This window comes from Calidithermus chliarophilus DSM 9957 (assembly GCF_000430045.1).
Classification (GTDB): domain Bacteria; phylum Deinococcota; class Deinococci; order Deinococcales; family Thermaceae; genus Calidithermus; species Calidithermus chliarophilus.
The window spans coordinates 410,685-436,477 of record NZ_KE387027.1 but is presented as its reverse complement, the minus strand read 5'-3'; the positions used below and the strand labels follow the sequence as shown (position 1 = coordinate 436,477).

Genomic DNA, 25,793 nt, shown 5'->3' with positions numbered 1-25,793 from the left:
GCTGCTTCAGTACGGCAAAGGCCAGGTGCGGAAGTAGTCGCGGATGCGGCCCCACAGGCCGACGAGGCCTAAGGGCTCGAGGATCAGGAACATCAGGATCAGCACCCCGAAGACCACGTTGCGCCAGGCGGCGAAGGACGGGGCGAACTGGGGGCCGAAGGCGCCCACGATGGCGTTGAGCACCTCAGGGATGAGCACCACGAAGGTCGCGCCGAGCACGGCGCCGAGCACGGTCCCGGCCCCGCCCACGATCACCATGGCGAGGTACTGGATGCTGAAGGTGAGCACGAAGTTCTCGGGGGTGATGGACTTGTAGAGGTTGGCGAGCAGGCCCCCGGCGATCCCGGCGTAGAAGGCCGAGACGGCGAAGGCGGTGAGCTTGGCGCGGGTCAGGTCCACGCCGGAGAGGCGGGCCGAGAGGTCGTTGTCGCGTACGGCGTACCACAGGCGGCCCGCGCGCGTCGAGAGCAGGCGCTTGGCGTAGAAGAAGAGCGGGATGGCGAAGAGCAGCACCAAATACCACAGCGCGTCGGCGCCAGGCAGGGGGATGCCCAGGAACTCGGCGGGCGGCAGGGTGCGCCCCCGGATGCCGCCGGTGACGGCTTCCCAGCGCTTGAAGACGTAGTCGGCCAGGAATTGCAGGGCCAGGGTGGCGATGGCGAGGTAGGCCCCCTTGATGCGCAGCGAGGGCAGGCCCAGCACCACGCCGATCAGGCCCGCCAGCACCCCGCCCAGCAGGATGCCCACCACCGCCAGCGGCCCGGCCAGGTGCGAGGCGGTGTAGGCCCCGATGCCCAGGAAGGCGGCGTGGCCCAGCGAGATCTGCCCGGCCCCGCCCACCAGCAGGTGCAGCCCGAGCGCGCCCACGGCGGCGATGGCGATGAGCACCACCACGTACATGGGGTAGGGCGGCAGCAGCAAGGGCAGCAGCAACAACAGGGCCAGGGCGACCCACAGCCAGAAGCGGCCCATGGGGGTGCTGGCGTAGGCCTCGTCCTGGCGGTAGGTGGCCCGCACGGTGCGGGCGAAGGTGCGGCTCCAGCGGTCGGTGAGGGTCTGGGAGAGTCGGAACAGCATGGCTACCTCCCCACCAGTTCGCCCACTTCGGCGATCGAGACGGCGGCCTCGAGCTTGCCCTCGCCCTCGAGGTAGCGGATGGGGAGCTCGAGCACGGCCTGGTCCTTGCCCTCGTAGAGCGCGGCGATCAGCGAGGCGTAGCGCTCCTCGACGGTCTTGCGCTTGACCTTGCGGGTGCGGGTGACCTCGTCGTCGTCGGGGTGGAGTTCCTTGGGCAGTATGGCGAAGCGGCGCACCCGCAGCTCCTCGGGCAGCGCGGCCGAAGCCTGGGCGATCTCCTCGGAGATCAGGCGGTAGACCTCGGGGCGGGCGGCCAGGCTCTGGTAGGTGGTGAAGGCCAGGCCGCGGCGGCGGGCCCAGTTCTGGGTGTTCTCGGGGTCGAGCTCGATGAGCGCGGTGACGTAGGGGCGCTTATCCCCGATGATGACCACCTCGCGGACGTAGGGGGAGTACTTCAGGCGGTTCTCGAGGAACTGCGGCGAGAAGCGGGTGCCGCTGGCGAGGGCCCCCACCTCCTTCAGCCGGCCCAGGATCACCAGGTGCCCGCGCTCGTCGAAGAAGCCGGCGTCGCCGGTGCGGAACCAGCCGTCGGGGGTGAAGGTCTCGCGGGTGGCGGCCTCGTTGCCGAAGTAGCCCACGAAGACCTGCGGCCCCCGCACCTGGATCTCCCCCTCCTCGCTGATGCGCACCTCGGTGTTGACCAAAGGCTGGCCCACGGTCTCGGGCGGGGCGTCGCCCGCGCGGTGGGCGCAGGTGTTGGCGGCGGTCTCGGACTGGCCGTAGTACTGGCGGATGTCCAGGCCCAGCGCGCGGTAGAAGGTGAAGACCTCCGGCCCCAGCGGGGCGCCGCCGGTCACGGCCACCCGGCAGGCCGCCAGGCCCATGCGGGCGCGGATGGGGCGGGCCACCAGGGGATAGGCGAGGGAGCGGGCCAGGTCCAGCCCGAACCCGACGCGCTCGCCACGGAACTCGAGCTCGGCGGCCTTGAGCAGCACGCCCATGCCCCAGCGGTAGAAAGCCTTCTTGAGCCAGTGCGCGTCCTCCATGCGGCTGCGCACGAGGGCCAGGGCGTCCTCCCACAGGCGCGGGGGGGCTAAGTAGAAGTCGGGCTGGACCTCCTTGATGTCGGGGATGACGGTGGCGGGGTCTTCGGGGAAGTGCAGCACCACGCCGCCGAGCAGGCCCTGCACCACCGAGAGCATCTGCTCGCCGATCCAGGGCAGGGGCAGGTAGCTATAGACCCACTCCCCGCCCCGCAGCTCGAGCGAGTGGTCCACCGCGTGGTAGCCGGCCTCGAGCTGGGCGTGGGTCAGCATGGCGAGCTTGCTGCGGGCGGTGGTGCCCGAGGTGGGGGCCAGCAGGGCCACGGTGCCGGGGCCGATCTTCTCCAGGGCCGCCTGCACGACCTGCCGGGCCTCGGGCGCCTCGCCCTGCGCGACCACGCGGGAATAGGGCCAGATCTTTTCGCCCCAGTAGCGGCTCATCCCGGCCTCTTCCCACACCACCACGAAGCGCAGCCGGTGCAGGTGGGGCAGCACCTTGTCGAGCTGTTCCTCGTCGGAGACCACGATGCCCTGGGCGTTGGTGAACTCGAGGAAGTAGGCCACCTCCTCGGGCATGGCGTCGGCGTAGATGCCCATGGGCATGGCCCCTAGAGCCTGGGCGGCCATCTCGGCGGTGACCCACTCCGGCGCGTTGTGCCCCAGCAGGGCCAGCACCCCGCCCGGCTCGAGGCCCAACTGCCCCATCCCCCCGGCCAGGCGCTGCACGTTATCCCAGAACTGCGCCCAGGTGGTGGTCTCCCACACCCCGTAGCGCTTGACCCGGTGGGCGGGCAGGCCGGGGGTGGTCTGGGCCCGGCGGGCCAGGGCCTCCAGCAGCGTCCCCCGCATCTAGGCCGACCTCCCCAGGTAGGCTTCGGCCACGCGCGGGTTGTCGCGCACCCCGCCGGGCTCGCCCAGGTAGAGCACCTCGCCGTACGACATCACCAGCACGCCCGTGGAGAGCTCGAGCACCGCCTTGAGGTCGTGCTCGACCAGCACCATCGTCACGCCCCACTCGCGCCGCGCGTCGAGCAGGAAACGGGCGAGGTCCTGCTTCTCCTCGAGCGAGAGCCCGGCCATGGGCTCGTCGAGCAGCAGCAGCTTGGGCTTGCCGGCCAGGGCGCGGGCCACCTCCACCCGCTTCTGCAGGCCGTAGGGCAGCGCCCCGGCGTGCTTGTGGCGGTGCGGGGCGAGGTGCAGGTAGTCCAGGACTTCCTCGGCCCAGCGGCGGATGGCCCACTCCTTGCGGGTGTCGGGGGTGAGGGCGCTGTAGGCCCCCATCGCCAGCTCGGCCCCCAGCTTGACGTTGTCCAGCACGCTCATGCCCCGGAAGAGCTCGAGGTTCTGGAAGGTCCGGCCCAGCCCCCGCCGCGCCCGCTCCTGCGGCGAGACCCCGCTCAAATCCTCCCCCAGGAAGCGCACCGTGCCCTGCTGGGGCCGGTAGAGCCCCGAGAGCACGTTGAGCAGGCTGGTCTTCCCCGCCCCGTTGGGCCCGATAACCGCGAAGAAGTCGCCGGGGTTGACGGTGAAGCTGACCCCGTTGAGGGCGCGCACCCCTTTGAAGGCCAGGGCCAGGTCGTGGGCCTCGAGGATGGGGGTCATGGGGCCCTCCGGAATGCCGATAGCTGATAGTCGATAGCCGATATCCAAAGATGAGAGGCCAGTGGCTCGTGGCGCGTGTTTCGTGGCCTGTAGTGAAAAGCTTTCGACCACGGACCACACACCACCGGCCACGAGCAGTCTTTTCGCGCTCGGCGTTTAGCGTTTAGCGTTTTGCGTTTTGCGTTCGACGTTCGGCGTCGGGCGTACGACCTCTTCACACCCACCTCTTCCTCCTGCGGTAGCGCTTGGCCTCGGCGAAGCCGCCGGAGGCCCCGGCGCCAAGGTAGAACTCCATCACGTCGGCGTCGCCCTGGGCGGCCTGGGTGCTGCCCTCGAAGGCCACGCGGCCTTGCTCGAGCACGTACACCCGCTCGACGAGGCTGAAGGCGGCGCGGGCGTTCTGCTCGACCAGAATCAGCGTCAGGCCCTTGTCGCGGCGCAGCTCGCCCAGCACGCGCATGACCTCCTCGACCAGCTTGGGCGAGAGGCCCAGGCTGGGCTCGTCCACCACCAGCACCTTGGGCTCGGTGAGCAGGGCCATGCCCAGCAGGAGCATCTGCTGCTCGCCGCCCGAGAGGTAGCCGGCCTGCTCGCGCCGCCGCTCGTAGATGCGGGGGAAGCGGGCGAAGACCTCCTCGGTGATGGCGCGGGCCCGCGCCGCGGGGAGCTTGTGCGCCGCGGCGGTGAGGTTCTCCAGCACGGTGAGGTAGCGGAAGACGGGGCGGCCCTCGAGGATCGGCGTGAGCCCCAGCGCCGCCACCTTGAGCGCCGAGGCGTGGGTGATGTCCTGGCCGCTGAGGGTGATCTTGCCGTCGAGCACGCGGCCCTCGTACTGGTGCAGCAGCCCAGCGATGGCCCGCACCAGCGTGCTCTTGCCCGCGCCGTTGGGGCCCAAAAGCCCCACCGCCTCGCCGGGCTCGGCCCGCAGCGAGACGCCGTTGAGGGCGAGGATCACGCCCCGGTAGACCACCTTGAGGTTTTCGACGTTGAGGGAGGCCATAGCTAGGTCTTACGTCTTACGTCGTACGTGGGAAGATTGAGGATGTCGGTAGCCGATAGCCGAAAACAGAAACAGGGTGTAGGGGCAGGCCCCTGTGCCTGCCCTTTGGGTCGCAGTCGGTGCCACTTTCTGCTTCCTCCGCCTAAACCCGCTCGATACGGCTCTGGCCGAAGAGACCGTAGGGCCGCAGCAACAGCACCAGCAGCACGATCACGAAGGGCAGGGCTTCGGTGATGCCGGGGAGGGGGCCCTCGAGGTAGGCCGTCGAGAGCGCCTGCACCACGCCCAGCAGCAGCCCGGCGATCACCGCGCCCGGCACCGAGTCCATGCCGCCCAGGATCGCCACCGGGAAGACCATCAGGCCCAGCGCGATCACGTGGAAGCCGGGCCCGCTGGCCGAGGCCAGCAGCACCCCGCCCAGCGCGGCCAGCGCCGCCGAGAGGCCCCACACGATGCCCACCATGCGCGGCGCGTTGATGCCCAGCGCCAGCGCCGCCGTCTCGCTCTCCGACACCGCCCGCACCATCACCCCGTAACGGCTGTAGCGCAGCAGCGCGATCAGCAGCAGCGCCACCCCGATTCCCACCGCGATGCCCCACATCGAGCGGGCGGTGAGCACCAGGCTGCCCAGGACGATGGGCTGGCCCGGCAGTTCGCCGTTGTAGGCCTTCTGGTCGGCGCCCCACACCAGTTGGGCCGCCCCGTCCAGCGTCGCCACCAGCCCGATGGTCGCCATGATCACCGCCACCACGTTGCGCCCCAGCAGGGGCCGCACGAAGCCGCGCTCGATCAGAAGGCCGAAGAGAAAAGCCACCGGCAGGGCCACCAGCATCGCCAGGGGCAACGGGAAATTGAAGGGCGGGACGTTGAAGGTGTAGACCAGGTAGGCCCCCACCAGCAAAAACTCGCCGATGGCGAAGTTGACCACGCTGGTCGCACGGTAGACCAGCACGAAGCCCAGCGCGATCAGCGCGTAAAGCGCCCCGGTGGCCAGGCCGGTGATGAGGAACTGCGGCAGGAGGGATAGGTCCATCGCGGTGTGGTTTGAGGAAGGTTCTCCTACGGGCGAACCCCGCCCCTTCAGGGGCCGGGTCGCCGCCGGGCGCGCCCGGGTTCAGGCCAGCGACACCCAGTCGGTGATGGCGTCGAAGCGGCCGGTCTTGACGTTGGCGCGGTAGAGCTTGGTGTAGGGCAGGCGGTGGTTGACGAAGCGCATCGAGCGGATCAGGCCGCCGGTGTCCCAGTCGCCCATGTTGTTGAGGCTCTCCACCACCCCGGCGCGGTTGAGCTTGCCCGCGGCCCCGGCGCGGCGGTAGGCCTCCCAGATGGCCGAGCAGGAGGTGTAGGCGCCGACGTAGTAGGTGGTCTTGTAGGCGTTGTCCTTGCCCTTGCCGGCGCGGAACTTCTTGAGCCGGTCGATGCCCGCGGCCAGGTTGTCGTACCAGTAGGGGTTGTGGTAGGCCACGATGAAGCCGTCGGCGGCGGCGCCGGCCCGCTGCATGAGGGCGAGCTCGGCGGAGTAGTAGGTGCCCATGAAGATGGACTTCATGCCCTGCTCCCGCGCGGCCTTGACCAGCACCGGCTCGACGGTGAGCACGTAGCCGTGGCAGATCACGAAGTCGGGGTTGGCCTGCCGCAGCTTCAGCGCCAGGGCGGTGGCGTCGGGGACGGCGAGCGGGGTGACTTCCTCGGCCACGATCTCCATGCCCAGCTTGGGGGCCTGCTCCTTGACGTAGGGGATGGGGTCCTTGCCGAACTCGGAGTTGGAGTAGGCCAGCGCGACGCGGGCCTTGCCCTTGGTGCGGCGGATCTGCTGAAGGAGGGCGGCCATCATGTCGTTGTAGGTGGGGCCGAAGACGAAGATGGTGGGGTAGGTCTTGGGGTCGGCCAGCTCGGTGGAGAAGGAGGTGGCGGTGTAGGGCAGTTGCAGGCGGGCGATCTCGGGGGCTAGGGCCTTGGAGAGGCCGGTGGAGTCGCCGTAGACGAAGAGCAGCTCGTCCTCACGCTCGCGGGAGATGATGCGGTTGAAGGCCGCCGTGCCCTTGGAGACGTCGTAGCCGGTGTCCTCGACGATGAGCTCGACCTTGCGCCCGCCCACCCCGCCGCGCACCTCGTTGAAGTAGTCGGTGGCGTCGCGCAGGCCCTCGAGCCCGGCCTGCCCCGCGAAGGCGAAGGGGCCGGTGAGGGGGTAGAGCACCGCCATCTTCAGCGGGCGGCTCTGCGCCAGGCTGATCGCCAGCGGGGAAAAAACCGTCGAAGCCGCCAGAGCCGATTTGAGAACTTGCCTGCGAGTCGTCTTCATGCACGCCTCCTTGACCGTACCCCAGCCGGAAACCCAACACCGAGCCCACTTCCCCGACCGAGGCTTTAGTTGTGACGTGCCGCAAGCATATCAGTTTTTGGCGCGGTGGGAAGAGGGGGGTAGCCTACACACCTACACCAGTCTCCCCCTCCGGATTGCACGCTGACATACCCCCTGCGGGGCCCCGCGGGATAAGAATGTTGGGGACTCGAGGAGGTCGCTATGAGCATCAAGGACGTCGCGTTCAACACCAAGGCCCTCGTGGGCGGCGAGTGGGTGGGGACCCCCCGGACCTTCCCGGTGAGGAGCCCCTACAGCGGGGAGGTGATCGCCGAGGTGGCCGACTGCGGCGAGGCCGAGGCCCGGCAAGCCGTCGAAGCTGCGGCACAGGCCTTCGAGAGCTGGCGCAACACCACCGCCTACGAGCGGGCCGCGCTGATGAAGCGGTGGCACGCCCTGATCCTGCGCGACGAGCAGGACTTAGCCCGCACCATCGCGCTCGAGATGGGCAAGCCCGTGAGCGAGGCGCTGGGCGAGGTGCGCTACGCGGCGAGCTTCATCGAGTGGTACGCCGAGGAGGCCAAGCGCGTCTACGGCGAGACGGTGCCCAGCCAGTTCGCCCACAAGCGGCTGTTCGCCCTGCGGCAGCCGGTGGGTCCGGTGTACGGGGTCACGCCCTGGAACTTCCCCGCCGCCATGGGCACCCGCAAGATCGGGCCGGCCTTCGCCGCGGGCTGCACCTTCATCCTCAAGCCCGCCGAGCAGTCGCCGCTCACCGCGCTCAAGCTGGCCGAGCTGTGGCTCGAGGCCGGCGGGCCGCCCGGGACCCTGCAGGTGCTCCCGACTTCCGACCCCGTGGCCCTCACCCGGGTCATGATGGCCGACGAGCGCGTCCGCAAGGTCACCTTCACCGGCTCCACCGATGTGGGCAAGATCCTCACCCGCCAGAGCGCCGACACCCTCAAGCGCATCTCGATGGAGCTCGGCGGGCACGCCCCCTACTTGGTCTTCGAGGACGCCGACCTCGAGCAGGCCGTGCGGGACGTGGTGGCCTGCAAGTTCCGCAACGCGGGCCAGACCTGCGTGTGCACCAACCGCGTCTACGTGCACTCGAGCATCGCCGAGCCCTTCAGCCGCAAGCTGGCCGAGGCCGCCTCCGGGCTCAAGGTGGGCGATCCCCTCGACCCCAGCACCCAGATCGGGCCGCTGGTGGACGCGCAGGGCCTCGAGAAGGTCCGTTCGCACGTCGAGGACGCCAAGGCCAAGGGCGCCACCGTGCTCACCGGCGGCGAGCCTGCCGGCGGCCTGTTCTTCGCCCCCACCGTGCTGTCGGGCGTGAGGGAGGGCATGAGGATCCTCACCGAGGAGACCTTCGGCCCCGTGGCCCCGGTGATCACCTTCGAGACCGAGGAAGAGGCCATTCGGGCCGCCAACGACACGCCCTACGGCCTCGCCGCCTACCTCTGGACCCGCGACCTCGGCCGCGCCATCCGGGTGGCGGAGCGGCTCGAGTACGGCATCGTCGGCGTCAACGACGCGGTGCCCTCCACCGCCCAGGCCCCCTTCGGCGGTGTCAAGCAGAGCGGCTTCGGGCGTGAGGGAGGGCACTGGGGGCTCGAGGAATACCTGTACGTGAAGTACGTCTCGGTGGGGGTGGGTTGATGGGGTCGAGGGTCGATGGTCGATAGCCGATAGCTCATAGCCGATGGCCGGACGCGGGGCGCGGGTCGTACGTCGTACGTCCTACGTCGTACGCAAGACGCAAAACGCAAGGCGCCTTGTCACCCCCCTTAGCAAGGGGGGCTGGGGGGGATAAACCCTCCCCGCCGATGGGCAGGGATTCCTTTCGCCACAAGCCTTTAGCTGACGGCTGATAGCTGACGGCTTACAGCTTACGACTCGTCGTTTACCGCCAGCTTGCGGCTCAACAACTCCTGCAAAAGCTGCGGGTTGGCCTGGCCCTGTGTCTCGCGCATCACCTGGCCGACGAAGAAGCCCATCAGGCCGGTCTTTCCGGCGCGGTAGGCGGCTACTTTGTCGGGGTTGGCGGCGAGGACGCGCTCGACGACGGGCTCGAGCGCTCCGGCGTCGCTGAGCTGGCGCAGGCCCTTGCGCTCGACGATGGCTACGGGGTCTTCACCGCCCTGCTGGGCCTCGGCGAGCACGTCCTTGGCGATGCGGGTGTTGATGCTGCCCTCCTCGAGCAGCCGCAGCAGCGCGGCGAGTTGGGCGGGTGCTACCCGGACCTGCTCCTCGCGGATGGCGCTGCCCAGGTCGTTGACCACCCAGCTCGCCAGGGAGCCGATCTTGCCGTGCCGGGCCGCCTCACTCAGGTAGGCCTCGAGCCGCGGTTCCCGCGCCAGCACCAGCGCCTCGGCCTCCCCGACGCCCTGCGCCTTGAGGCGCTCGAGGCGCTCCTGCTGCTCGGCGGTGAAAGGACGAGCGCTCGTCCTCGTGAGGTCGGGGGCCTCGTGCGGGTGTTCGGCCTTCGGGGCCTTCGGGCGTTCGGCTTTCGGCGCCTGGCGCTCGGATTCCTTGCCCCAGGTGTCCTTCAGCGTCACGATGCGGTTGAAGACCAGGGCTTCGGGGTGGGAGTCCAGGGGGTCGCGCCAGAAGTAGCCGCTGCGCTCGAACTGGTAGCGGGTGTCGGGGGGGTCGGCGGCCACGCTGGGCTCGACGTAGCCGTGCACGACCTCGAGGCTCTTGGGGTTGACGAAGCTGAGGAAATCCCGCTCCTCCTGGGGCCCGGGGCCCGCCCCCTCCTCTTCCTCCTCGTGCTCCTTGGCCTCGGCCTCGGGGTGGGGCACGCTGAAGAGCCGGTCGTAGAGGCGGAACTCGGCCCTGAGGGCGCGCGAGGCGCTGACCCAGTGGATCACGCCCTTGGCGCTGGCCCCCTCGCCCAGCAGGGTGCAGTGCAGCTCGACGACCTCCCCGGCGTCGTCGGTCTGGTAGCCGTCGCAGCGGATGATGCCCGCGCCGCGCAGGCGCACCGTGCCGCCGGGGGTGAGGCGCTTGAAGCCGGGGGGCGGCTGGAGGGCGAAGTCGTCGTGCTCGATGTAGAGCTCGCGGGTGAAGGGCACCGCGCGGGTGGCCCCCTCGGGCCGGACGCGCCGCCCGTCGGGCAGGGCCACGAGGCCGTCGGGGGATTCCTGCACCACGTCGTGGGGCCAGTAGGCCAGGTGCAGGGTCTCCTCGTGGCCGTCGGGAAGGTTGGTGAGCACCACCTTGAGGGGGCGGGTCACGGCCATCACCCGGGGGGCGCGGCGGTTGAGGTCGTCGCGGATGGCGTGCTCGAGCAGCCCGATGTCCACGGTGCGGTTGGTGCGGGAGATGCCCACCTGCGAGGCGAAGGCCCGGATGGCCTCGGGGGTCACGCCCCGGCGCCGCTGCCCGGCCAGGGTGGGCATGCGCGGGTCGTCCCAGCCGCGCACGTAGCCGCCCGCGACCAGCTTGCGCAGCTTGCGCTTGGAGACGACGGTGTACTCGAGGCTGCGCCGCCCGAATTCATACTGGTAGGGGCGCTCTGCTCGCTGTTGGTCCTGCTGGGGGCGCTCTGCTCGATGTTGGTCGCGGATGCCTTCCCACAGGTGCTCCATCAGCCAGTCGTAGATGGCGCGGTTGTCCACGAACTCCAAGGAGCACAGGCTGTGGGTCACGCCGTCGAGGGCGTCGGCGGTGGCCTGGGCGAAGTCGTAGGAGGGGTAGATGCACCACCGGCTGCCGGTGCGGTAGTGCTCGGCGTGGACGATGCGGTAGAGCACCGGGTCGCGCAGCTTCATGTTGGGGCTGGCGAGGTCGATCTTGGCCCGCAGGACGTGGGCCCCGTTGGGGAATTCGCCCGCGCGCATCCGGGCGAAGAGCTCGAGGTTCTCCTGCACGCTGCGCTCGCGGTAGGGGCTGGGGGTGCCGGGCTTGTCCACGCTGCCGCGCAGGCGGGCCATCTCCTCGGGCGAGACGCTGTCCACGTAGGCCAGGCCGCGCTCGATGAGGCTCACCGCCATGCGGTAGAGCTCCTCGAAGTAGTTGGAGGCATAGCTGGTCTCGCCCCACTGCCAGCCCAGCCAGCGCATGTCCTCGATGATCGAGTCCACGTACTCCTGCTTCTCGGTCTCGGGGTTGGTGTCGTCGAAGCGCAGGCGGCAGCGGCCGCCGTAGTCGTGGGCGATGCCGAAGTTGATGTAGCTGGCGATGGCGTGGCCTAGGTGGGCGTAGCCGTTGGGCTCGGGGGGGAAGCGGGTGACCACCCCGGCGTAGCGGCCGGCCTCGAGGTCAGCGTCGATGATCTCGGTGATGAAGTTGGGGCTGACCATGCGGCGTCCGGGTTCGGGGGGGCTCTCAACGGTGCTCATACGTCACTGAGTTCAAGCATACACGCTGCCTTGGGCGGCGAAAGAGACGCCCGTAGCCAAAGCTCAGAACCGCTTCAGGCCATCCACAGCCGCCGGGCGCAAGGTGAGGCCATGAAGACCAGAGCCACCCTCCCCAAGCCCCAGCACCCCGACCCCCGCCGCCAGCCGCCGGAAATCCCCGAGCCGCCCGGCAAGCCCGGCACCCCCGAGCAGCCCCCCCAGAAGCCGCCCGGGCCCGAGATCCCCGACCCGCCGCGCCACCCGGACCTGCCCGAGGTGCCCGAACCCCCGACCAACCCCGACCTGCCGGACGTTCCCGAGCCACCGAGAGACCCCACGCAACCGCCGAGCCCGGGGGAGCCCCAAGCGCCGGTGACGGAGCCTGAGCCGAAGCCAGTTCAGAGGTGAGGGGGGCGGTAGCCGGGCGCTGGGGGCGGGTCGTACGTCTCATGGAGGTCGTACGTCGTACGCTGAACGCCGAACGCAAGACGCAATACGCCCTACTACCCCCCTTAGTAAGGGGGGCTGGGGGGATATCCCCTCCCCGCACGCGGGGAGGGACGGGGTGGGGTCACCACAAGCGACGAGCCTTTCGCTGACGGCTGCCCTCACCTGCCACGCACACCCCCATACCCGCTATGCTCTGCCTTGTGCAGCAAGGGCTCGAGCGCAAGGGCTGGCGGGCGGTGGCCGAGGTGTTCGGGGTGTTCCTCCGGCTGGGGCTTACTTCCTTCGGCGGGCCGGTGGCCCACCTGGGGTACTTCCGCGAGGAGTTCGTGCGGCGGCGGGGCTGGCTCGACGAGCAGGGTTACGCCGACCTGGTGGCGCTTTGCCAGTTCCTGCCGGGGCCGGCCAGTTCGCAGGTGGGGATGGCGGTCGGGATGTACCGGGCGGGGCTGGGGGGCGCGCTGGCGGCGTGGGCGGGCTTCACGTTGCCCTCGGCGGTGCTGCTGGTGCTGTTCGCGCTGGGGGTGGCGCGGCTGGAGGAGTTGGGTTCGGCGGGTTGGCTGCACGGGCTGAAGGTAGTGGCGGTGGCGGTGGTGGCGCAGGCGGTGTGGGGCATGGCCCAGAGCCTCACCCCCGACCGGCCGCGCGTCACGCTGGCGGTCGTGGCCGCCGCCGTGGCCCTGCTGTGGCCGGGCTCGCCGGTGCAGGTGGCGATCATAGCGGCCTCGGGCGTGGTAGGCGCCTGGCTGCTGCGGGGGCCGGTGAACGCGGCCTCGAGCCCCCTCCCCCTGCGGCTGGGCGCTCGAGCGGGCGCGCTGTTCCTCGCCCTGTTCTTCGCGCTGCTGCTCGCCCTGCCCCTGCTGCGCCAGACCCCGGCCCTGGCCCTCTTCGACAGCTTCTACCGCTCGGGGTCGCTGGTCTTCGGGGGCGGGCACGTGGTCCTGCCGCTGCTGCAGGCCGAGGTGGTGCCGCCCGGCTGGGTCGCGGAGGAGGCTTTCCTGGCCGGGTACGGGGCGGCGCAGGCGGTGCCGGGGCCGCTGTTCACCTTCGCGGCCTACCTGGGCGCGGTCAACCGGGTGGGGCTCGAGCCGCTGGCCGGGGCCGCCATCGCCCTGGTTGCTATTTTCCTGCCCGCCTTCCTGCTGGTCGCGGGCACGCTGCCCTTCTGGAACCGCCTGCGAAGCTACGCCGGGGTGCAGGCCGCCCTCCGGGGCGTCAACGCCGGGGTGGTGGGCATCCTGCTGGCCGCGCTCTACACCCCGGTCTGGACCAGCGCCGTCCACAGCCCGGCCGACTTCGCCCTGATGCTGGGCTGCTTCACGCTGCTGATGCACTGGAAGGCCCCGCCCTGGCTGGTGGTGCTGCTGGCGGCGGGGGTGGGGGTGCTGCTGGGGTTGTAGAACGCCGGGCGTGGGTCGTACGTCGTACGTCCTACGTCGTACGCAAAACGCCAAACGCAAGACGCCTTGTTCCCCCCTTAGCAAGGGGGGCTGGGGGGATAAACCCTCCCCGCGGGCGGGGAGGGACAGGGAGGGGCAAACCACACGTCATGAGCTTTTCGCTGACGGCTGACGGCTTACCGCTTCCCGCCCCACGCCTTCAGCTCCCCACTCCCGCCCGGTATTCTTGAACCATGCGCCTGCACCCCGAAGTTCAGCAAGCCCTCGCCGACAACCGGCCGGTGGTGGCCCTCGAGTCCACCGTCATCACCCACGGGCTGCCCCGCCCTGCCAACCTCGAGCTCGCCCGCAAGATGGAGCGGGCCGTGCGGGAGGAGGGCGCGGTGCCCGCCACCATCGCCATCCTGGACGGGGAGATCTACGTGGGGCTCACCGACCAGCAGCTCGAGGCCGTCGCCTTCGCCGCGCAGGTGGAGAAGGCCAGCCTGTGGAACCTGGCGGCCATCATGGCCCAGCGCAAGCACGGGGGGACCACGGTGGCGACCACGGCCTTCCTGGCGCACAAGGCCGGGATCTCGGTCTTCGCCACCGGGGGCATCGGCGGGGTGCACCCCGCGGGCAGCGGGCAGGCCTCCTACGACGAGTCGGCCGACCTGTTCGAGCTCTCGCGCACGCCCATCGTGGTGGTCTCGGCGGGGCCGAAGAGCATCCTCGACCTCGCGGCCACCCTCGAGCGCCTCGAGAGCTTCGGCGTGAGCTTGCTGGGCTACAAGACCGACAAGCTCCCGGCCTTCCACACCCGCGAGTCCCCCTTCGAGCTGCCCGCGCGCGTGGAGAGCCCCGAGGAAGCCGCCGCCGTGTTCGCCCAGGCCCGCCGCCTGCTGCCCAGCGCCACGCTGGTGATGAACCCGGTCTCGCGGGGCCTCGAGTGGGCCCAGGTGCAAAGCTGGGTCGAGCAGGCCAACCAGGAGGCGGCCCGGCGGGGCATCTACGGCAAGGCCCTCACCCCTTTCCTGCTCTCGAGGCTCGCCGAGCTCTCGGGCGGGGTGACGGTGGAGGTCAACCTGCGCCTGCTGGAGGAAAACGCCCGCCTGGCCGCGCGCATCGCCGGGGCACTGGCCCAGCTCATCGCTTAGCGGCTTAGAATATTCCGAGATGTGCGAACTGGGATACCGTCTGCGCCAAGCCCGCGAAGAGCAGGGGCTCGACCTCACCCAACTCGCCGAGCGGCTCAAGGTGCGGCGGGCCATCCTCGAGGCGCTGGAGGAATGCCGTTACCAGGAACTGCCTGAGCCCCCGCTGGCCCGGGGCTACCTCAAGCGCTACGCCCAGGCGCTGGGCCTCGACCCCCAGCCCCTGCTGATGCTCTACCCGGCCAGCCCGGGCATGAACCGCACCGTCGAGGTGCCCCCCAAGAGCCGCATCCCCACCCGCACCCCCCGCCGGGCCTGGCTGTGGGTGCTGCCCCTGCTGGCGATCCTGGCGGCAGCGGCCTTCTGGTGGTACTCCACCCGCCAGGAACCCCGCGGTGAGGCCGCGCCCGTCGCTCCCGTGGCCCCCGCCCCCAAGCAGGTCATGCTACGGGTGAACAGCGAGCCTGCGGGCGCGCGGGTCTACCTCGACGGCTTCCTGCTGGGCAACGCGCCCATCCAGGCCCCGGTGGAAGTGGGCGAGCGGGTGCTCCGGGTCGAGGCCCAGGGCTACGCGCCCAAGCAGCAGACCCTCAACCTGCTCACCGACCAGAACCTCACGGTGCGCCTCGAGGTCGCCAAACCCCCGGCCGCCCCCCAGGCCACCCGGCCGGCCGGGACCACCCCCGCGCCCACGGCCCAGCCTAGCGGCAATACCCTGGTCCTGCGGGTCGAACAGACCTCCTGGATCCGGGTCACCACCCTCGACGGCCGCCAGCTCTACGAGGGCACCGCCCGCCCCGGGACCCAGCTCTCCTTCCCCCTGCCCGTCAACGTGCGCACCGGCAACGGCGGCGGGGTTCGGGCCGTCGTGCAGGGCCAGGACCGCGGCCTGATGGGGGGCGTCGGGCAGGTGGTGCAGCGCCGCTTCGGCAACCCGCCGGCGTCCAACCCGTAAAAGCGGGGCGCGCCCTGCGAAGGTGAGCAATTTCCGGTCTGGCGGGTGAGCACCCTCCCGGGCCACACTTGCCCCGTACAGGAGGCAAGCCATGGCCGTTCCCGGACAGGTGCTCAGCGACCCCACGACCCAAACCCGGCTCATCGTGCGCCGTACCGCCCGCGACAGCGGCGGGCGGGCCCTCGAGGTCGAGGTCTTCTACCCCCCCGGCGCGGGCCGGGAGGCCAACCGGCCCCACTTCCACCAGACCTTCGAGGAAGGCTTCGAGGTGCTCGCGGGCGCGGCGACTTATGTGCTGAACGGGAAGGAGCACACCGCCCGGGCGGGCGAGCGCTTCCGCATCCCCCGCGGGGCGGCGCACCTCAACCCCTGGAACGCGGGCACGGAGCCCCTGCACCTGCGGCAGCTCATCGAGCTCGACTCCCCCGACCGCCGCACCCTTGAGGCCTTCGAGGACTTCTTCGAGACGCTGTTCGGGCTGGCGCGGGAGGGCAGGACCGGGGCTAAGGGGCAGCCGCGCTTCTTCCAGGCGGCGGTGCTGCTGCGCTCGCTCCAGCCGAGCTCCTACGCCGCCGGGGTTCCCGTCCCGCTGCAGCAGGGCCTGTTCGGCCTCTTGGGCGGGGTCGGGCGCCTGCTGGGCTACTCCAGCCGCTACGCCCGCTTCGCGGTGCCGGGTGAGGAGTACGAGGCCCCCGGGCCCGCCCGGGCCAACGACTACCACTTCCTCGACCGCTGGCTCGTCCCGGCCCCCCTCGAGACCGCCTGGCGCTACGTCCAGAACGCGGAGGACTACCCCCGCTGGTGGAGCTCGGTCTACGACCGGGTGACGCTGCTGGCGCCCGGCGACGCCGCCGGCGTGGGCAAGCGCTACGCGATCGTGGTCCACGGCGCCCTGCCCTACAAGCTGCGGATGCGCCTCGAGAGCACCCGCGTGGAGGAGCCCTACCGCCTGGAGGTGCGGGCCGAGGGCGACCTGGAGGGCCGGGGCATCTGGCGCCTGCGCGCCGTGCCCGGCGGCACCGAGGTGACCTACGACTGGAAGGTGCGGGCGACGTACCCCCTGATCCGGGCCCTCTCGCCCGTGCTCCGGCCGGTGTTCGAGTACAACCACACGTGGTGCATGACCCACGGCGAGCGCGACCTGCTGCGGGAATTGTCGGCCGTACCCGGGTCGGTGGTGGCGCAGGAGAGTTAGGGGACATGCCGGGCGTCCTCGAGCCCGTGGCCGACGAGGTGCGGTAAGGGATTCTGGGCCGAGTTGTCAGCCCAGTGGACTTCAGCGCAGCGCCCCGACCACCTCGGGGAGGGTGACGTCGGGCTCGAGGTAGGAGAAGTGGTCGGAGCCCACGGTGAGCAGGGCGGGCTGGGGCTGGCGCTGCGGGTCGAGGCTGTGGACGCTGGCGACGGAGGCGGCGAGGTCGTTGGGCTGGCCCAGGAACACGCTGGGGGCCACGAAGCGGATGGCGTTGGGGAAGTTGTCGAGGATGCGCTTGACCAGGCTCTTGGCGCTCGAGCCGCGCTTGACGGAGGCGGTCCCGGCGATCACGGTGTAGGGCAGCGCGGGGTCGGGGCTGTGGCCCAGGGTCTTGAGGAACTCGGAGCCCGGCTGCATCTCGTCGAGGGAGTTGTCCACCGCCTCGATGGCCCCCAACAGGCCCCCCACCAGCCGCAGCGGCCAGGCCAGGGCCGCCGCGCCGTTCATGCCCAGGGCCAGCGCGGTGGAGGCGAACTGCTGCACGCTGGCCCAGGGGGAGCCGCCGCTGGGGGTGCCCATCACGATGAGGTGGTCCACGAAGGCCTTCCCGCCCTCCTGCTCGATCATCCAGCGCGAGACCAGCCCGCCCATCGAGTGCGCGACGACGTGCAGGGTCTTGCCGTCGTCGGGGCCGAAGCCGGCGGCCTCGAGCTTCTGCCGCAGCAGCCGCCCGTTGTCCTTGATCGAGGTGTGGATGTTCTCGTAGTCGAAGGCCAGCAGCAGGTCGTAGCTCTCCTGCAACGCCGCCTCCCCGTCGCCTAGCCGGACCTTGCTGCTCGCACTGTAGGCCAGGTCCTTGGTGTGGCCCAGGATGCCGTGCACGTAAAGCAGCACCTTCTTGGCCCCGGCCACCTTGGCCCGGACCTTCGCGGCGTCGGGCTCGTACTCCACCTTGCCCAGCTCGGGCACGGTGATGGCCGAGAGGCGGGGGTAGTCGAAGGGCAGGCCCAGCTTCTGGCCCACCAGCTTGAAGAGCATCAGCTTGACCGAGTCGATGAGGCCGCGCTCCCCGGCCAGCGGGGCGGGCGCGGGGGTGGGGAGGCGCTCAAGCCGCACGTAGCTGCCCCCGGCCTCGCCCTTGGTCTGGAGCGGGCCGCCGAAGCCCAGCGGGAGCCAGAGCTTCTGCTTCGCGTCGTAACCCACCGCGATCAGCCGGTCGCGCTCACCCAGGGGGAGGTCGAACTCCAGCTCCAGCGGCTGGGCCTCGCTCACGGCCTTGGGGTCGTTGATCTCGCTGAGCTCGAGCGCCCCCAACCCCGCGTCGCGCCCCTGGGGCGGGGTGAGGCGGAAGGGCTCCACGCCCTCGAGGTCGGGGAGGTAGGGCGGCAGGTTGGCCCCGCCCCGCGTGGCCTGGGGCAGCCCGATCAGGCGGGCGCGGGCCTGCAGGGCCGGGTGGGGCCGCACCCGCACGCCGTTGCCCAGCTCGGCCACCTGCTTGCCGACCTCGGCCTTGGGTGTGGGGCGCAGGGTGGTGACGCTGAGGGTGAGGGCGGCCCAGTCGGAGAGCTCGGCCTCGCCCTCGGGCTCGAGCCCGATGTGGCGGGTGCCCACCCGGCGCATCAGGCGCTCGAGGGAGTTGCGCGAGGAGCGCGTGGCGGCGGCCTCGCGGTCGAAAGGCGAGTCCAGGGGGGGCTGGGCCAGCAGGGTGGCGTCGAAGGGCCGGTCGCTGACGACGAGCTTGATGAGGTCCTGGGTCTGGGTGATCCCCGCCTCCCACCACTCCTTGGGCACGCGGGTGTAGACCGGCTGGCCCTTGTTGTACCAGAGTTCCTGGCCGGGCTCGAGCTTCAGCACCCCCCCGCCCTCCTCCAGCGGCACCACGACCTCGAAGGACTCGCTGAGCACCAGCAGGCCCACGTAGAGGGCCTGCTGCGAGGCGTTCTTGAGGCGCAGCTTGAAGGCGGGCTGGAACCACTTCTCCCCTTCCAGGCGGTACTCCAGCCGCAGCTCGTGGCCCCGGACCCGCTCGAAGCGCTCGCTGCCGGGCTTGCGGGTGGTGGGGCCGCTGAGCGAGCGGTAGAACTCGGCCGCGACGGCCCCCTCGAGCCCGCTGCCGGGGTTGGCGAGCGCCGCGGTGGCCTGCCAGCGGGCGATGTGCTCGAGGCGCTCGGCCAGCTTGCGCGCCGCGTCGGGCTCGTCGAAAGGCAGGGGCCGGATCAGGGGGCGCTCGGAGTGGGGGCGGGTGAGGGTGTAGGCGCCCCCCTGGGCCAGCAGCCGCAGGCCGGGCTCCTGCTTGCCCCTGGCCTCCGCCACCAGCAGCGAGGCTTTGCCGCCGGGGCCCTGGGTGGCGAGGGCCCCCCGCACGGGCTCGAGCCGGGCCCCCTCCCCCTCGAAGGCCACCGCCAGCGGCGGCAGGGGCGTGGCGATCACCTGCGCGGGGTAGGTGAGCTTGGGGTCCAGCCTGGCTTTCCCTACCTCGAGCCTCGAGCGCGCGGGCCAGACCTCGACCACCGTGGCCTCGCCGAGGGCCTTGTCCGGCGAGCCCCACTCGGCGGGGGTGCTGCCCGCCGGGAAGACCGCCATCACGGTGCGCTCCTTGCCCGCACCCTCCGCGATGCCGTGCACCGCGCCCCCGTCCATCACCCAGCCCAGCTCCTTGTCGTGGCTGAGGGTGTAGTAGGCCGGGCGGGGCTGGACCGCCTCGCCCAGGAACAGCCGGTCGAGGGCTTGGGGGGGCACCTCGAGCTGCGGGGTCTGCTGCCGCACGGTCTGGCTCAGCTCGGCCCCCGCCCGCTTGACGAGGTCGCGGTAGGTCAGGCTCCCGCCCGCCAGGGCCTTGAGCAGCGCCACGCTGAAGGCCCCCCGGTCCTTGCCCTGGTGCTGCACCTCCTTGGCCGTCTCCGAGGCGTGGCAGGCCGCCAGCAGCAGGTGCCGCTGCGAGAAGCCCAGCCAGTCGGCGGTCTCGTCCCCCGGCTGGTTGGCGAAGGCTTTGCCGACCTCGAGCACCCCCTCGAGGTAGGTCTGGAGGGGCCGCGCCCGCACGTCGAGCGGGGCTCGCCGCACCCGCAGGCCGTCCTCGAGGGCCGCCCGGGTGCCGCTGCCCGAGTGGCAGCAGTCGAGCACCACCACCACCTCGGCCCCCTTGCCTGCCACCTCCTCGATCAGCAGCGCCAGCTCCTTATCCGCGAGGTCCTGGCCGCTGGGCGTGCGGCTGTCGTAGCACACCAGCGTCTCGTTGCGCCGGTCGGGCTCGACCTTCCAGAACTTGGCGTCGGCCATCTCCTGCGAGCCGTGCCCGCTGTAGTAAAACAGCGCCAGGTCGCCCGGCCCGGCCTGGCCCAGGTACTCCCGAAACCCCGCGATCACCGCCTGCCGCCCGGCCTCCCGGTCGAGCAGCTTGCGCGGCGTCTGCAGGGCATAATCCCCCCCGACCCGCTGGCGCAAAAACTGCTCGACCGCCTCGATGTCGTTGACACACCCGCCCAGCTTGGGCACGGGCGAAGGGTAGTCGTCAATTCCCACCAGCAATGCGAAGAGTTTTTTCGCCATGGTTCACCTCTTGAGTGGGTCGATAGCTAATAGCTGATAGCCGATAGCTGAACGTCCAACGCCGGGCGCGGGGCGTACGTCGGATGCGGGTCGTACGTCGGATGCGAGACGCCAAACGCCAAACGCCGAACGCAAAACGCAAGACGCGAGACGCCCTAGACCCTCGACGCCGGCGGGGAGGGACGGGGAAGGGTCAGCCACGGGCCACGAGCCGCATGCCGCCGGCCACCCACTGCCCCTCACCGCACCACCGCCCCCGGATAGGCGTAGAGCACGTAGGCCAGCCAGGTGGAGTTGTCGCGGTTTTCGGGCTGTGCGTCGCGCACCTTGAGGCGGGCGCGGCGGAAGCTCTCGGCGACGGGCTGGTTGTTGCGCAGCAGCTCTTCGTAGAAGGCCTGGGTGAAGCCTAGGGCCAGGTCGTCGCGCACCTCCCAGGCCGCGCCAACGAAGGCGGCCACCCGCGCCGAGCGGACCAGGCGCTCGGCCCAGCCGCCCAGGCCGGTGAGGGTCTGGCCCAGGCGGGCGCCCTCGCAGGCGTTGATGAACACCAGGGGGCGGGGGCGCTTGTGGCCGAACTCCACCTTGATCTCGGAGGGTTGCAGCCTGCCCCCCTCGAGCACGATGGCCGAGTCGTCGGCGTCCTGGGCGTCGAAAATGCCATGGGCCGCGACGTGCATGAGGGTGAAGTCGAGGCCCTCGAAGGCGGCCAAGGCCTGCTCGGAGGTGCGGCAGGGGGGCAGGGCCTCGAGGCCGTCGCGCAGGGTGGGGAGGGTCTGGTAGAAGTATTCCTCCTCGTCCTCGAGGAAGGGCAGGGGCGGCTGGACCTTCTCGGGGTCGGGGGCCACCGCCACCACCTTCTGCACGCTGAGGTTGGTGGCGGGGCCGCCGCTGTCGAGCCAGCGGGCCATGCTGAAGCGCTCACACCAGAAGGGCTCCTGCTCGGGCACCCCGTCCACCTTGCGGTAGGGCTTGACGATCTCCCAGGGGATGTGGGGCTCGCTCGAGCGCACCAGCAAAAACCGCACCTTATCGCGGAAGTCCCAGTAGGCCGCCTGGAGTTCGGGCGGGATCAGCAGGTCCCACAGATCGTTGCCCAGGTGCTCCAGCGCCTCGTGCTGGCGGTCCTTGGCCTCCCGCGCCATCTTGCTCAGGCGCTCGTACACCTTCGCCATCTTCTGCTCGGGGGCCTGCCGCAGCGTCACCCGGCCCCGGGGCCCGGTGAGGTGGCTGAGGCTGTCCTGGTAGCTCTCGAGCTCGAACTCGAGCACCTTGGGCTGGGTGGGGTGGATGCGCACCCGCAGGATCAGGTCGGGCTCGGGGCCCTCGGGGTCGCTGAGGTCGGCGGTGTCCGTCACGCGCACGGTGACGGCGGCCACCGGGTTGGGCATCACCTCGATCCGCCCCTTGACCGTGGCGACCGGGCGTTTCTTGTACCAGAACTCGGCCATCAGGCTCAGCGGCCCCACCTTGAGCGGGATGAGGGTGAGGGTCTCGAGCGAGTCCTGGCCCGCTTGCAGGGTCAGCGGCTTGGAGTCGCCCTCGGGGAACAGGCAGTCGGTGGCCCGCACCACCACCTTCACCGGCTCGCCGGGGTCGTCGAAGCTCACCCCTTCGCCCCCGCCCTCGGGCGGCTCCTGGCGCAGGGCCAGGGTGAGGGTGAGGGGGGTGTTCACCAGCGCCACGTTGGGGTATTCCATCCCCGGATAGCGCAGCAGCGGCCCCTTGCCCGGCGGCTCGGCCCTGGGACCGTTGGCGAGCTCCAGCGGACGGCTCTCCAGGCGGGGCGGCAGCTCGGGCAGGGGCATGGGCGGGGCATGGGGCGGGCTGGAGCGGTCGGGTATCCCCTTGGTCTCCTCGATGACGGGCCTCAAGAACTCGAAGTCCAGCCCCTCGAGCCGCCGCAGAAAGTCCCGCGCCGCCGTCTCCGGCCGCTGTGGCACCCCCGCGAGAAACTGTGCGTAGATCTCCTGCAGCCGCTCCTGCAGCTCGGGCGGCATCTGGCCGATGTAGCACTCGAGCAGCCGCACCACGTCTGGCACGGCGTAGATCGCCTTCGACTTCAGAATGACCCTCCCCACCCCCCACCCCCCGGCAACGACGGAAGCGAAAGCGAGACGGCTTGCCTGTGCGAACTACGCTCGAGTGTAGCCCAGGCACGTTACACCGGCGTTACGGCAGCCGACCCGTGGCCTATGGCTCATGGCGTGCGGCTCGTGGCTGACCCCTCCCCGTCCCTCCCCGCCGGCGTCGAGGGTCTAGGGCGTCTCGCGTCTTGCGTCTCGCGTCTTGCGTCTTGCGTCTTGCGTCTTGCGTCTTGCGTTTGGCGTCTTGCGTCTTGCGTTCGGCGTTTGGCGTTTGGCGTCTCGCGTACGACGCACGACCCGCGCCCGGCTATCGGCTATGAGCTATGGGCTATCAGCGCTCAGCTACCCCGGCACCAGATGCAGATACTGCGGCTTGAGCGACACCTCGATGGTCCGGCCCACCTCGAGCCCCAGCCGCTCCTGCACGTGGCGCGGCAGCAGCAGGTCGAGCTCGAGCGGGCCGCTGAAGCGCCCGCGCAGGCCCAGGCCCTCGGGCTTGAGGCTCAGCAGGGTGCCGCTGAGGAGGTTGTCCTGCACGGGCAGTTCGGGGCGGCGGTCGGGGCGCACGACGATCACCTCGTCGGAGCGCACGCAGGCCACCACCGGCTGGCCGGGGCGGGCCCAACCCGGGCGCCTGGCCCGCAGCCGCACGCCGCCGCAGGCGATCCAGGCGTTCTCGCCCTCGAGGCCCTCCACCACCCCCCGCAGGAAGTTGCGGAAGCCCACCAGCCGGGCAGTGCCCAGGTCTACGGGGTGGGCGAAGACCTCGGTGCTGCTGCCCTGCTGGATGAGGCCCCTAGCGCTCAGCACCGCCACGCGGTCGGCCTGCTGGGCCAGCCAGGGGTCGTGGGAGGCGGCCAGGGTGGGGATGTTCAGGTCGCGCAGCGAGGCCAGCACCTCGGAGAAGACCTCCTCGCGCGTCGCCACGTCGAGGGCGCTGGTGGGCTCGTCGAGCAGCAGCAGTTGGGGCTCGCGGGCCAGGGCCCGGGCCAGGGCCACGCGCTGCTGCTGCCCGCCCGAGAGCTGGCGCGGGTAGCGCGGGGCCAGCGAGGGGATGCCCATGAGCTCGAGGAACTCCAGCGCCTTCGCCCGGCGCCGCGCGGGCGGCAGGTGGGCCAGGGGGAAGGCCACGTTCTCCAGCGCGCTCAGGTGGGGGAAGAGCGCGAAGTGCTGGGGCAGGTAGCCCACCGGGCGCTGCTCAGCCCGCAACCCCGCGAAGGGCCGGCCCCGGGCGGGCAGCAGCCCGGCCAGGGCCTTGAGCAGGCTGGTCTTGCCCACCCCGCTCTCCCCCAGCAGCACGGTGAAGCCCTGCACCTGCAGGGCTATCTCGAGGCGGACGGGGTGCTCGAGGACGTATTCGACTTCCACCTAGCCTCCAACGAACGGATCGCCAGCAGCAGCCCGAAGGCCAGCCCCACCAGCACCAGCGCCACCCGGTTGGCCTCCTCCAGCCGCAGGGCCTGGGTCAGCTCGTAGATGTAGATCGACAGCACCTGGGTCTCCCCCGGCAGGCTCCCCCCCACCATCAGCACCACGCCGAACTCCCCCAGCACGTGCGCGAAGACCAGCAGGGTGCCCGACAGCAGCCCCGGAGCGGCCAGCGGCAGCACCACCTCGCGCAAAACCCGCCAGCGGCCCGCCCCCAGCGTGCGGGCGGTCTGGAGCAGGTCGTCGTCGATGGTGCGGAAGGCCTCGCGGTAGTTCGACAGCGCCAGCGGCAGGTTGAACACCACCGAGCCGATCAGGATGCCCTCGAAGGTGAAGGCCAGGCTCAGCCCGAACCACTGCTGCAAGGGCCCGTTCTTGCCCAGCAGCAACAGCAGGTAGAAGCCCAGCACCGTGGGGGGCAGCACCAGCGGCAGCAGCAGCAGCGTCTCGAGCAGCCCCCGCCCCCGGAACTCCCGCTTCGCCAGCACCCAAGCCAGCGGCCCGGCCAACAGCAGCAGCGCCAGCGAGGTCAGCAGCGCCAGGCGGAGGGTCAGCAGCAGGGGCTCGAGCATCAGAGCGAGGAATCGGGGGTCTGGTAGCCGTAGGCCTTGATGATCCGCGACGCCCCGGGCGAGCGCAGGAAGCCGTAGAAGGCCCGCACCTCGGGGCGGCCGCGGCCCCGCACCACCAGCACCCCCTGGTCGAGGGGGTCGTACAGGCGCTGGGGCACGACGAAGACGCCGCCCTTGCCCTTGAAGGCGGGGGTAAACACCGCCGAGTAGGCGATGAACCCGGCGTCGGCAGCGGTGAGGGTGAGCTGCGCGGCCTGCGCGACGTCCTGGGCGAAGACCAGGCGGCCCTTGAGCAACTCGTAGAGCTTGCTGGCCTGCAGGGCCTGAACCGCCGCCTTGCCGTAGGGGGCCGTCTCGGGGTTGGCGATGACCACGCGCCGGAACCAGGGGTCGCGCAGCGCCTCGAGCCCCTTCACCGCCGCGCCGGGGACGAACAGCGCCAGCTTGCCCCGCGCGTAGACCCGCAGGGTGCCGGGCTCGGCCAGGTTCTGGGCCTCGAGGGCCTTGGGAAAGGTCATGTCGGCGGCCAGGAAGACGTCGAAGGGGGCCCCGTTGACGATCTGCTGGGTAAAAGCCCCCGATGAGCCGAAGCTCGGCACCACCCGGACGCCGGGGTTGGCCTTGGCGAAGGCCCGGACGATCTCGTTGAAGGCGTCGCGGAAGTTAGCGGCCACCGCCGCGCGCACCTCCTGGGCCTGGACCAGCCCCAACCCCAACACCATCGTCAAAATCAGCAAGCGCAGCATGGTTTGTCCCAGTCTAAGCCACCTCGTGACCCGCGTGTGAGGCGGGCGCAAGACCGCGGGGTGAGGCGCTTCGCCAGGTGCGATAGGATGGCAGCCGTGGAAAGCCTTCTGGTCAAGATCGGCGGCAGCCTCAAGGGCGCGGCCGAATTGCTCGACGAGGTCGCCGCCTACCCCGGCCCGCTGGTGCTGGTGCACGGCGGGGGCCCCAACATCGGGGAGTGGCTGGGGCGCATGGGCTTCGAGACCCGCTTCCATAACGGCCTGCGCGTGACCCCGCCCGAGCAGATGGAGGTGGTGGAGATGGTGCTCTCCACGCTGGGCAAGCAGCTCGCCCACGGGCTCAGCACCCGCGGGCGCAACGCCGTGGCCCTCACCGGGCGCGACGCGGGGCTGCTCGAGGCCCGCCTGCTCGAGCCCGAGCTGGGCCGGGTGGGCGAGGTGAGCGCGGTCAAGGCCGAGGTGCTCGAGTGCCTGATCCGGGCCGGCATCACGCCGCTGGTGGCCCCCATCGGGCTCGAGGCGGGGGGCTCGGTCAACATCAACGCCGACACCGCCGCCGGGGCCATCGCGGGCGCCATGGCCCTTCCCGCCGTCTTCCTCACCGACGTGACGGGCGTGCTGCGCGACCCCAAGGACCCCGCCACCCGCTACGCCCGGCTCACCCGCGCCGAAGTGCAGGACCTCATCGCCCAGGGCGTCATCTCCGGCGGCATGATCCCCAAGGTGGAAGCGGCCCTCAACGCGCTGGACAAAGGCGCCCCCTGGGCCGCCATCGCCCGGGGCGAGCGCGGCGTCCTGCAGGGCGTGCTGAACGGGGAGGCCGGGACCCGCGTCGTGCTGTAGCGGCCCCTTAGCCCCCTCCGCTCGGGATGACCCGTGACCGGGTCGCCCCCGGGAAACTTATAATCCCC

Annotated in this window: 19 protein-coding genes; 7 read left to right on the top strand and 12 right to left on the bottom strand. The window is 70.9% G+C overall.

What is annotated here, in order from left to right; genetic code table 11:
• Positions 1-6 precede the first annotated feature (6 nt).
• The 6 genes from MEICH_RS0119135 to MEICH_RS0119110 all read right to left on the bottom strand — a co-directional run bounded on the left by MEICH_RS0119135 (position 7) and on the right by MEICH_RS0119110 (position 7,024).
• Entirely contained in the window at positions 7-1,077 is a 1,071-nt protein-coding gene (locus MEICH_RS0119135) for a branched-chain amino acid ABC transporter permease (RefSeq protein ID WP_420804470.1), read from the bottom strand.
• A 2-nt stretch (positions 1,078-1,079) separates the two neighbouring features.
• Entirely contained in the window at positions 1,080-2,969 is a 1,890-nt protein-coding gene (locus MEICH_RS0119130) for an AMP-binding protein (protein WP_027893924.1), read from the bottom strand.
• Positions 2,970-3,722, bottom strand: coding sequence for an ABC transporter ATP-binding protein (locus MEICH_RS0119125; protein WP_027893923.1), 753 nt, complete (start codon positions 3,720-3,722; stop codon positions 2,970-2,972).
• 214 nt (positions 3,723-3,936) lie between these two features.
• The gene (locus MEICH_RS0119120; RefSeq protein ID WP_027893922.1) at positions 3,937-4,722 is read right to left on the bottom strand and encodes an ABC transporter ATP-binding protein; all 786 of its coding nucleotides are present in this window, start codon (positions 4,720-4,722) and stop codon (positions 3,937-3,939) included.
• 142 nt (positions 4,723-4,864) lie between these two features.
• Positions 4,865-5,755: a branched-chain amino acid ABC transporter permease gene (locus MEICH_RS0119115; RefSeq protein ID WP_027893921.1), complete on the bottom strand. Its 891-nt coding sequence runs from the start codon at positions 5,753-5,755 to the stop codon at positions 4,865-4,867.
• Positions 5,756-5,836: 81 nt separating this feature from the next.
• Positions 5,837-7,024 (bottom strand): ABC transporter substrate-binding protein, encoded by a 1,188-nt coding sequence (locus tag MEICH_RS0119110; protein ID WP_027893920.1) that lies wholly within the window; start codon positions 7,022-7,024, stop codon positions 5,837-5,839.
• A gap of 222 nt (positions 7,025-7,246) precedes the next feature.
• On the opposite strand from MEICH_RS0119110, the gene MEICH_RS0119105 reads away from it, so the two are divergent.
• Entirely contained in the window at positions 7,247-8,686 is a 1,440-nt protein-coding gene (locus MEICH_RS0119105; RefSeq protein WP_027893919.1) for an NAD-dependent succinate-semialdehyde dehydrogenase, read from the top strand.
• 230 nt (positions 8,687-8,916) lie between these two features.
• Here the strand turns inward: MEICH_RS0119105 and MEICH_RS0119100 are convergent, their stop codons facing one another.
• The gene (locus tag MEICH_RS0119100; protein WP_027893918.1) at positions 8,917-11,373 is read right to left on the bottom strand and encodes a glutamine--tRNA ligase/YqeY domain fusion protein; all 2,457 of its coding nucleotides are present in this window, start codon (positions 11,371-11,373) and stop codon (positions 8,917-8,919) included.
• A gap of 111 nt (positions 11,374-11,484) precedes the next feature.
• On the opposite strand from MEICH_RS0119100, the gene MEICH_RS28955 reads away from it, so the two are divergent.
• The 5 genes from MEICH_RS28955 to MEICH_RS27425 all read left to right on the top strand — a co-directional run bounded on the left by MEICH_RS28955 (position 11,485) and on the right by MEICH_RS27425 (position 16,503).
• Positions 11,485-11,781, top strand: coding sequence for a hypothetical protein (locus MEICH_RS28955; RefSeq protein WP_157202912.1), 297 nt, complete (start codon positions 11,485-11,487; stop codon positions 11,779-11,781).
• Between the two features lie 242 nt (positions 11,782-12,023).
• On the top strand, positions 12,024-13,220 hold the full coding sequence (chrA, locus tag MEICH_RS0119090; RefSeq protein WP_218916436.1) for a chromate efflux transporter: 1,197 nt from the start codon (positions 12,024-12,026) through the stop codon (positions 13,218-13,220).
• Between the two features lie 233 nt (positions 13,221-13,453).
• Positions 13,454-14,356: a pseudouridine-5'-phosphate glycosidase gene (locus MEICH_RS0119085; protein ID WP_027893915.1), complete on the top strand. Its 903-nt coding sequence runs from the start codon at positions 13,454-13,456 to the stop codon at positions 14,354-14,356.
• Positions 14,357-14,375: 19 nt separating this feature from the next.
• On the top strand, positions 14,376-15,308 hold the full coding sequence (locus MEICH_RS0119080) for a RodZ domain-containing protein (protein ID WP_027893914.1): 933 nt from the start codon (positions 14,376-14,378) through the stop codon (positions 15,306-15,308).
• A 91-nt stretch (positions 15,309-15,399) separates the two neighbouring features.
• Positions 15,400-16,503 carry an SRPBCC family protein gene (locus tag MEICH_RS27425; protein WP_051304361.1) on the top strand — a complete coding sequence of 368 codons (1,104 nt, stop codon included), beginning with the start codon at positions 15,400-15,402 and terminating at the stop codon, positions 16,501-16,503.
• A gap of 81 nt (positions 16,504-16,584) precedes the next feature.
• On the opposite strand, the gene MEICH_RS0119070 is transcribed toward MEICH_RS27425, so the two are convergent.
• From MEICH_RS0119070 to modA, 5 genes are all read right to left on the bottom strand, one after another.
• Positions 16,585-20,052: a caspase family protein gene (locus tag MEICH_RS0119070; protein ID WP_027893913.1), complete on the bottom strand. Its 3,468-nt coding sequence runs from the start codon at positions 20,050-20,052 to the stop codon at positions 16,585-16,587.
• A gap of 239 nt (positions 20,053-20,291) precedes the next feature.
• Complete coding sequence (locus MEICH_RS0119065; protein ID WP_036219733.1) at positions 20,292-22,130, bottom strand: CHAT domain-containing protein; 1,839 nt, start codon at positions 22,128-22,130, stop codon at positions 20,292-20,294.
• A gap of 348 nt (positions 22,131-22,478) precedes the next feature.
• A complete protein-coding gene (locus MEICH_RS0119060; RefSeq protein ID WP_027893911.1) occupies positions 22,479-23,504 on the bottom strand; it encodes an ABC transporter ATP-binding protein in 1,026 nt (341 codons plus the stop codon).
• Complete coding sequence (gene modB / locus MEICH_RS0119055) at positions 23,459-24,136, bottom strand: molybdate ABC transporter permease subunit (RefSeq protein WP_027893910.1); 678 nt, start codon at positions 24,134-24,136, stop codon at positions 23,459-23,461. The genes MEICH_RS0119060 and modB overlap by 46 nt, the downstream gene beginning before the upstream one ends.
• On the bottom strand, positions 24,136-24,882 hold the full coding sequence (modA, locus tag MEICH_RS0119050) for a molybdate ABC transporter substrate-binding protein (RefSeq protein ID WP_027893909.1): 747 nt from the start codon (positions 24,880-24,882) through the stop codon (positions 24,136-24,138). The genes modB and modA overlap by 1 nt, the downstream gene beginning before the upstream one ends.
• Positions 24,883-24,969: 87 nt before the next feature.
• Between modA and argB the strand changes: the two genes are divergently transcribed.
• Positions 24,970-25,725, top strand: a complete 756-nt coding sequence (gene argB / locus MEICH_RS0119045; RefSeq protein WP_036219732.1) for an acetylglutamate kinase — start codon at positions 24,970-24,972, stop codon at positions 25,723-25,725.
• The last annotated feature ends 68 nt before the right edge of the window (positions 25,726-25,793 follow it).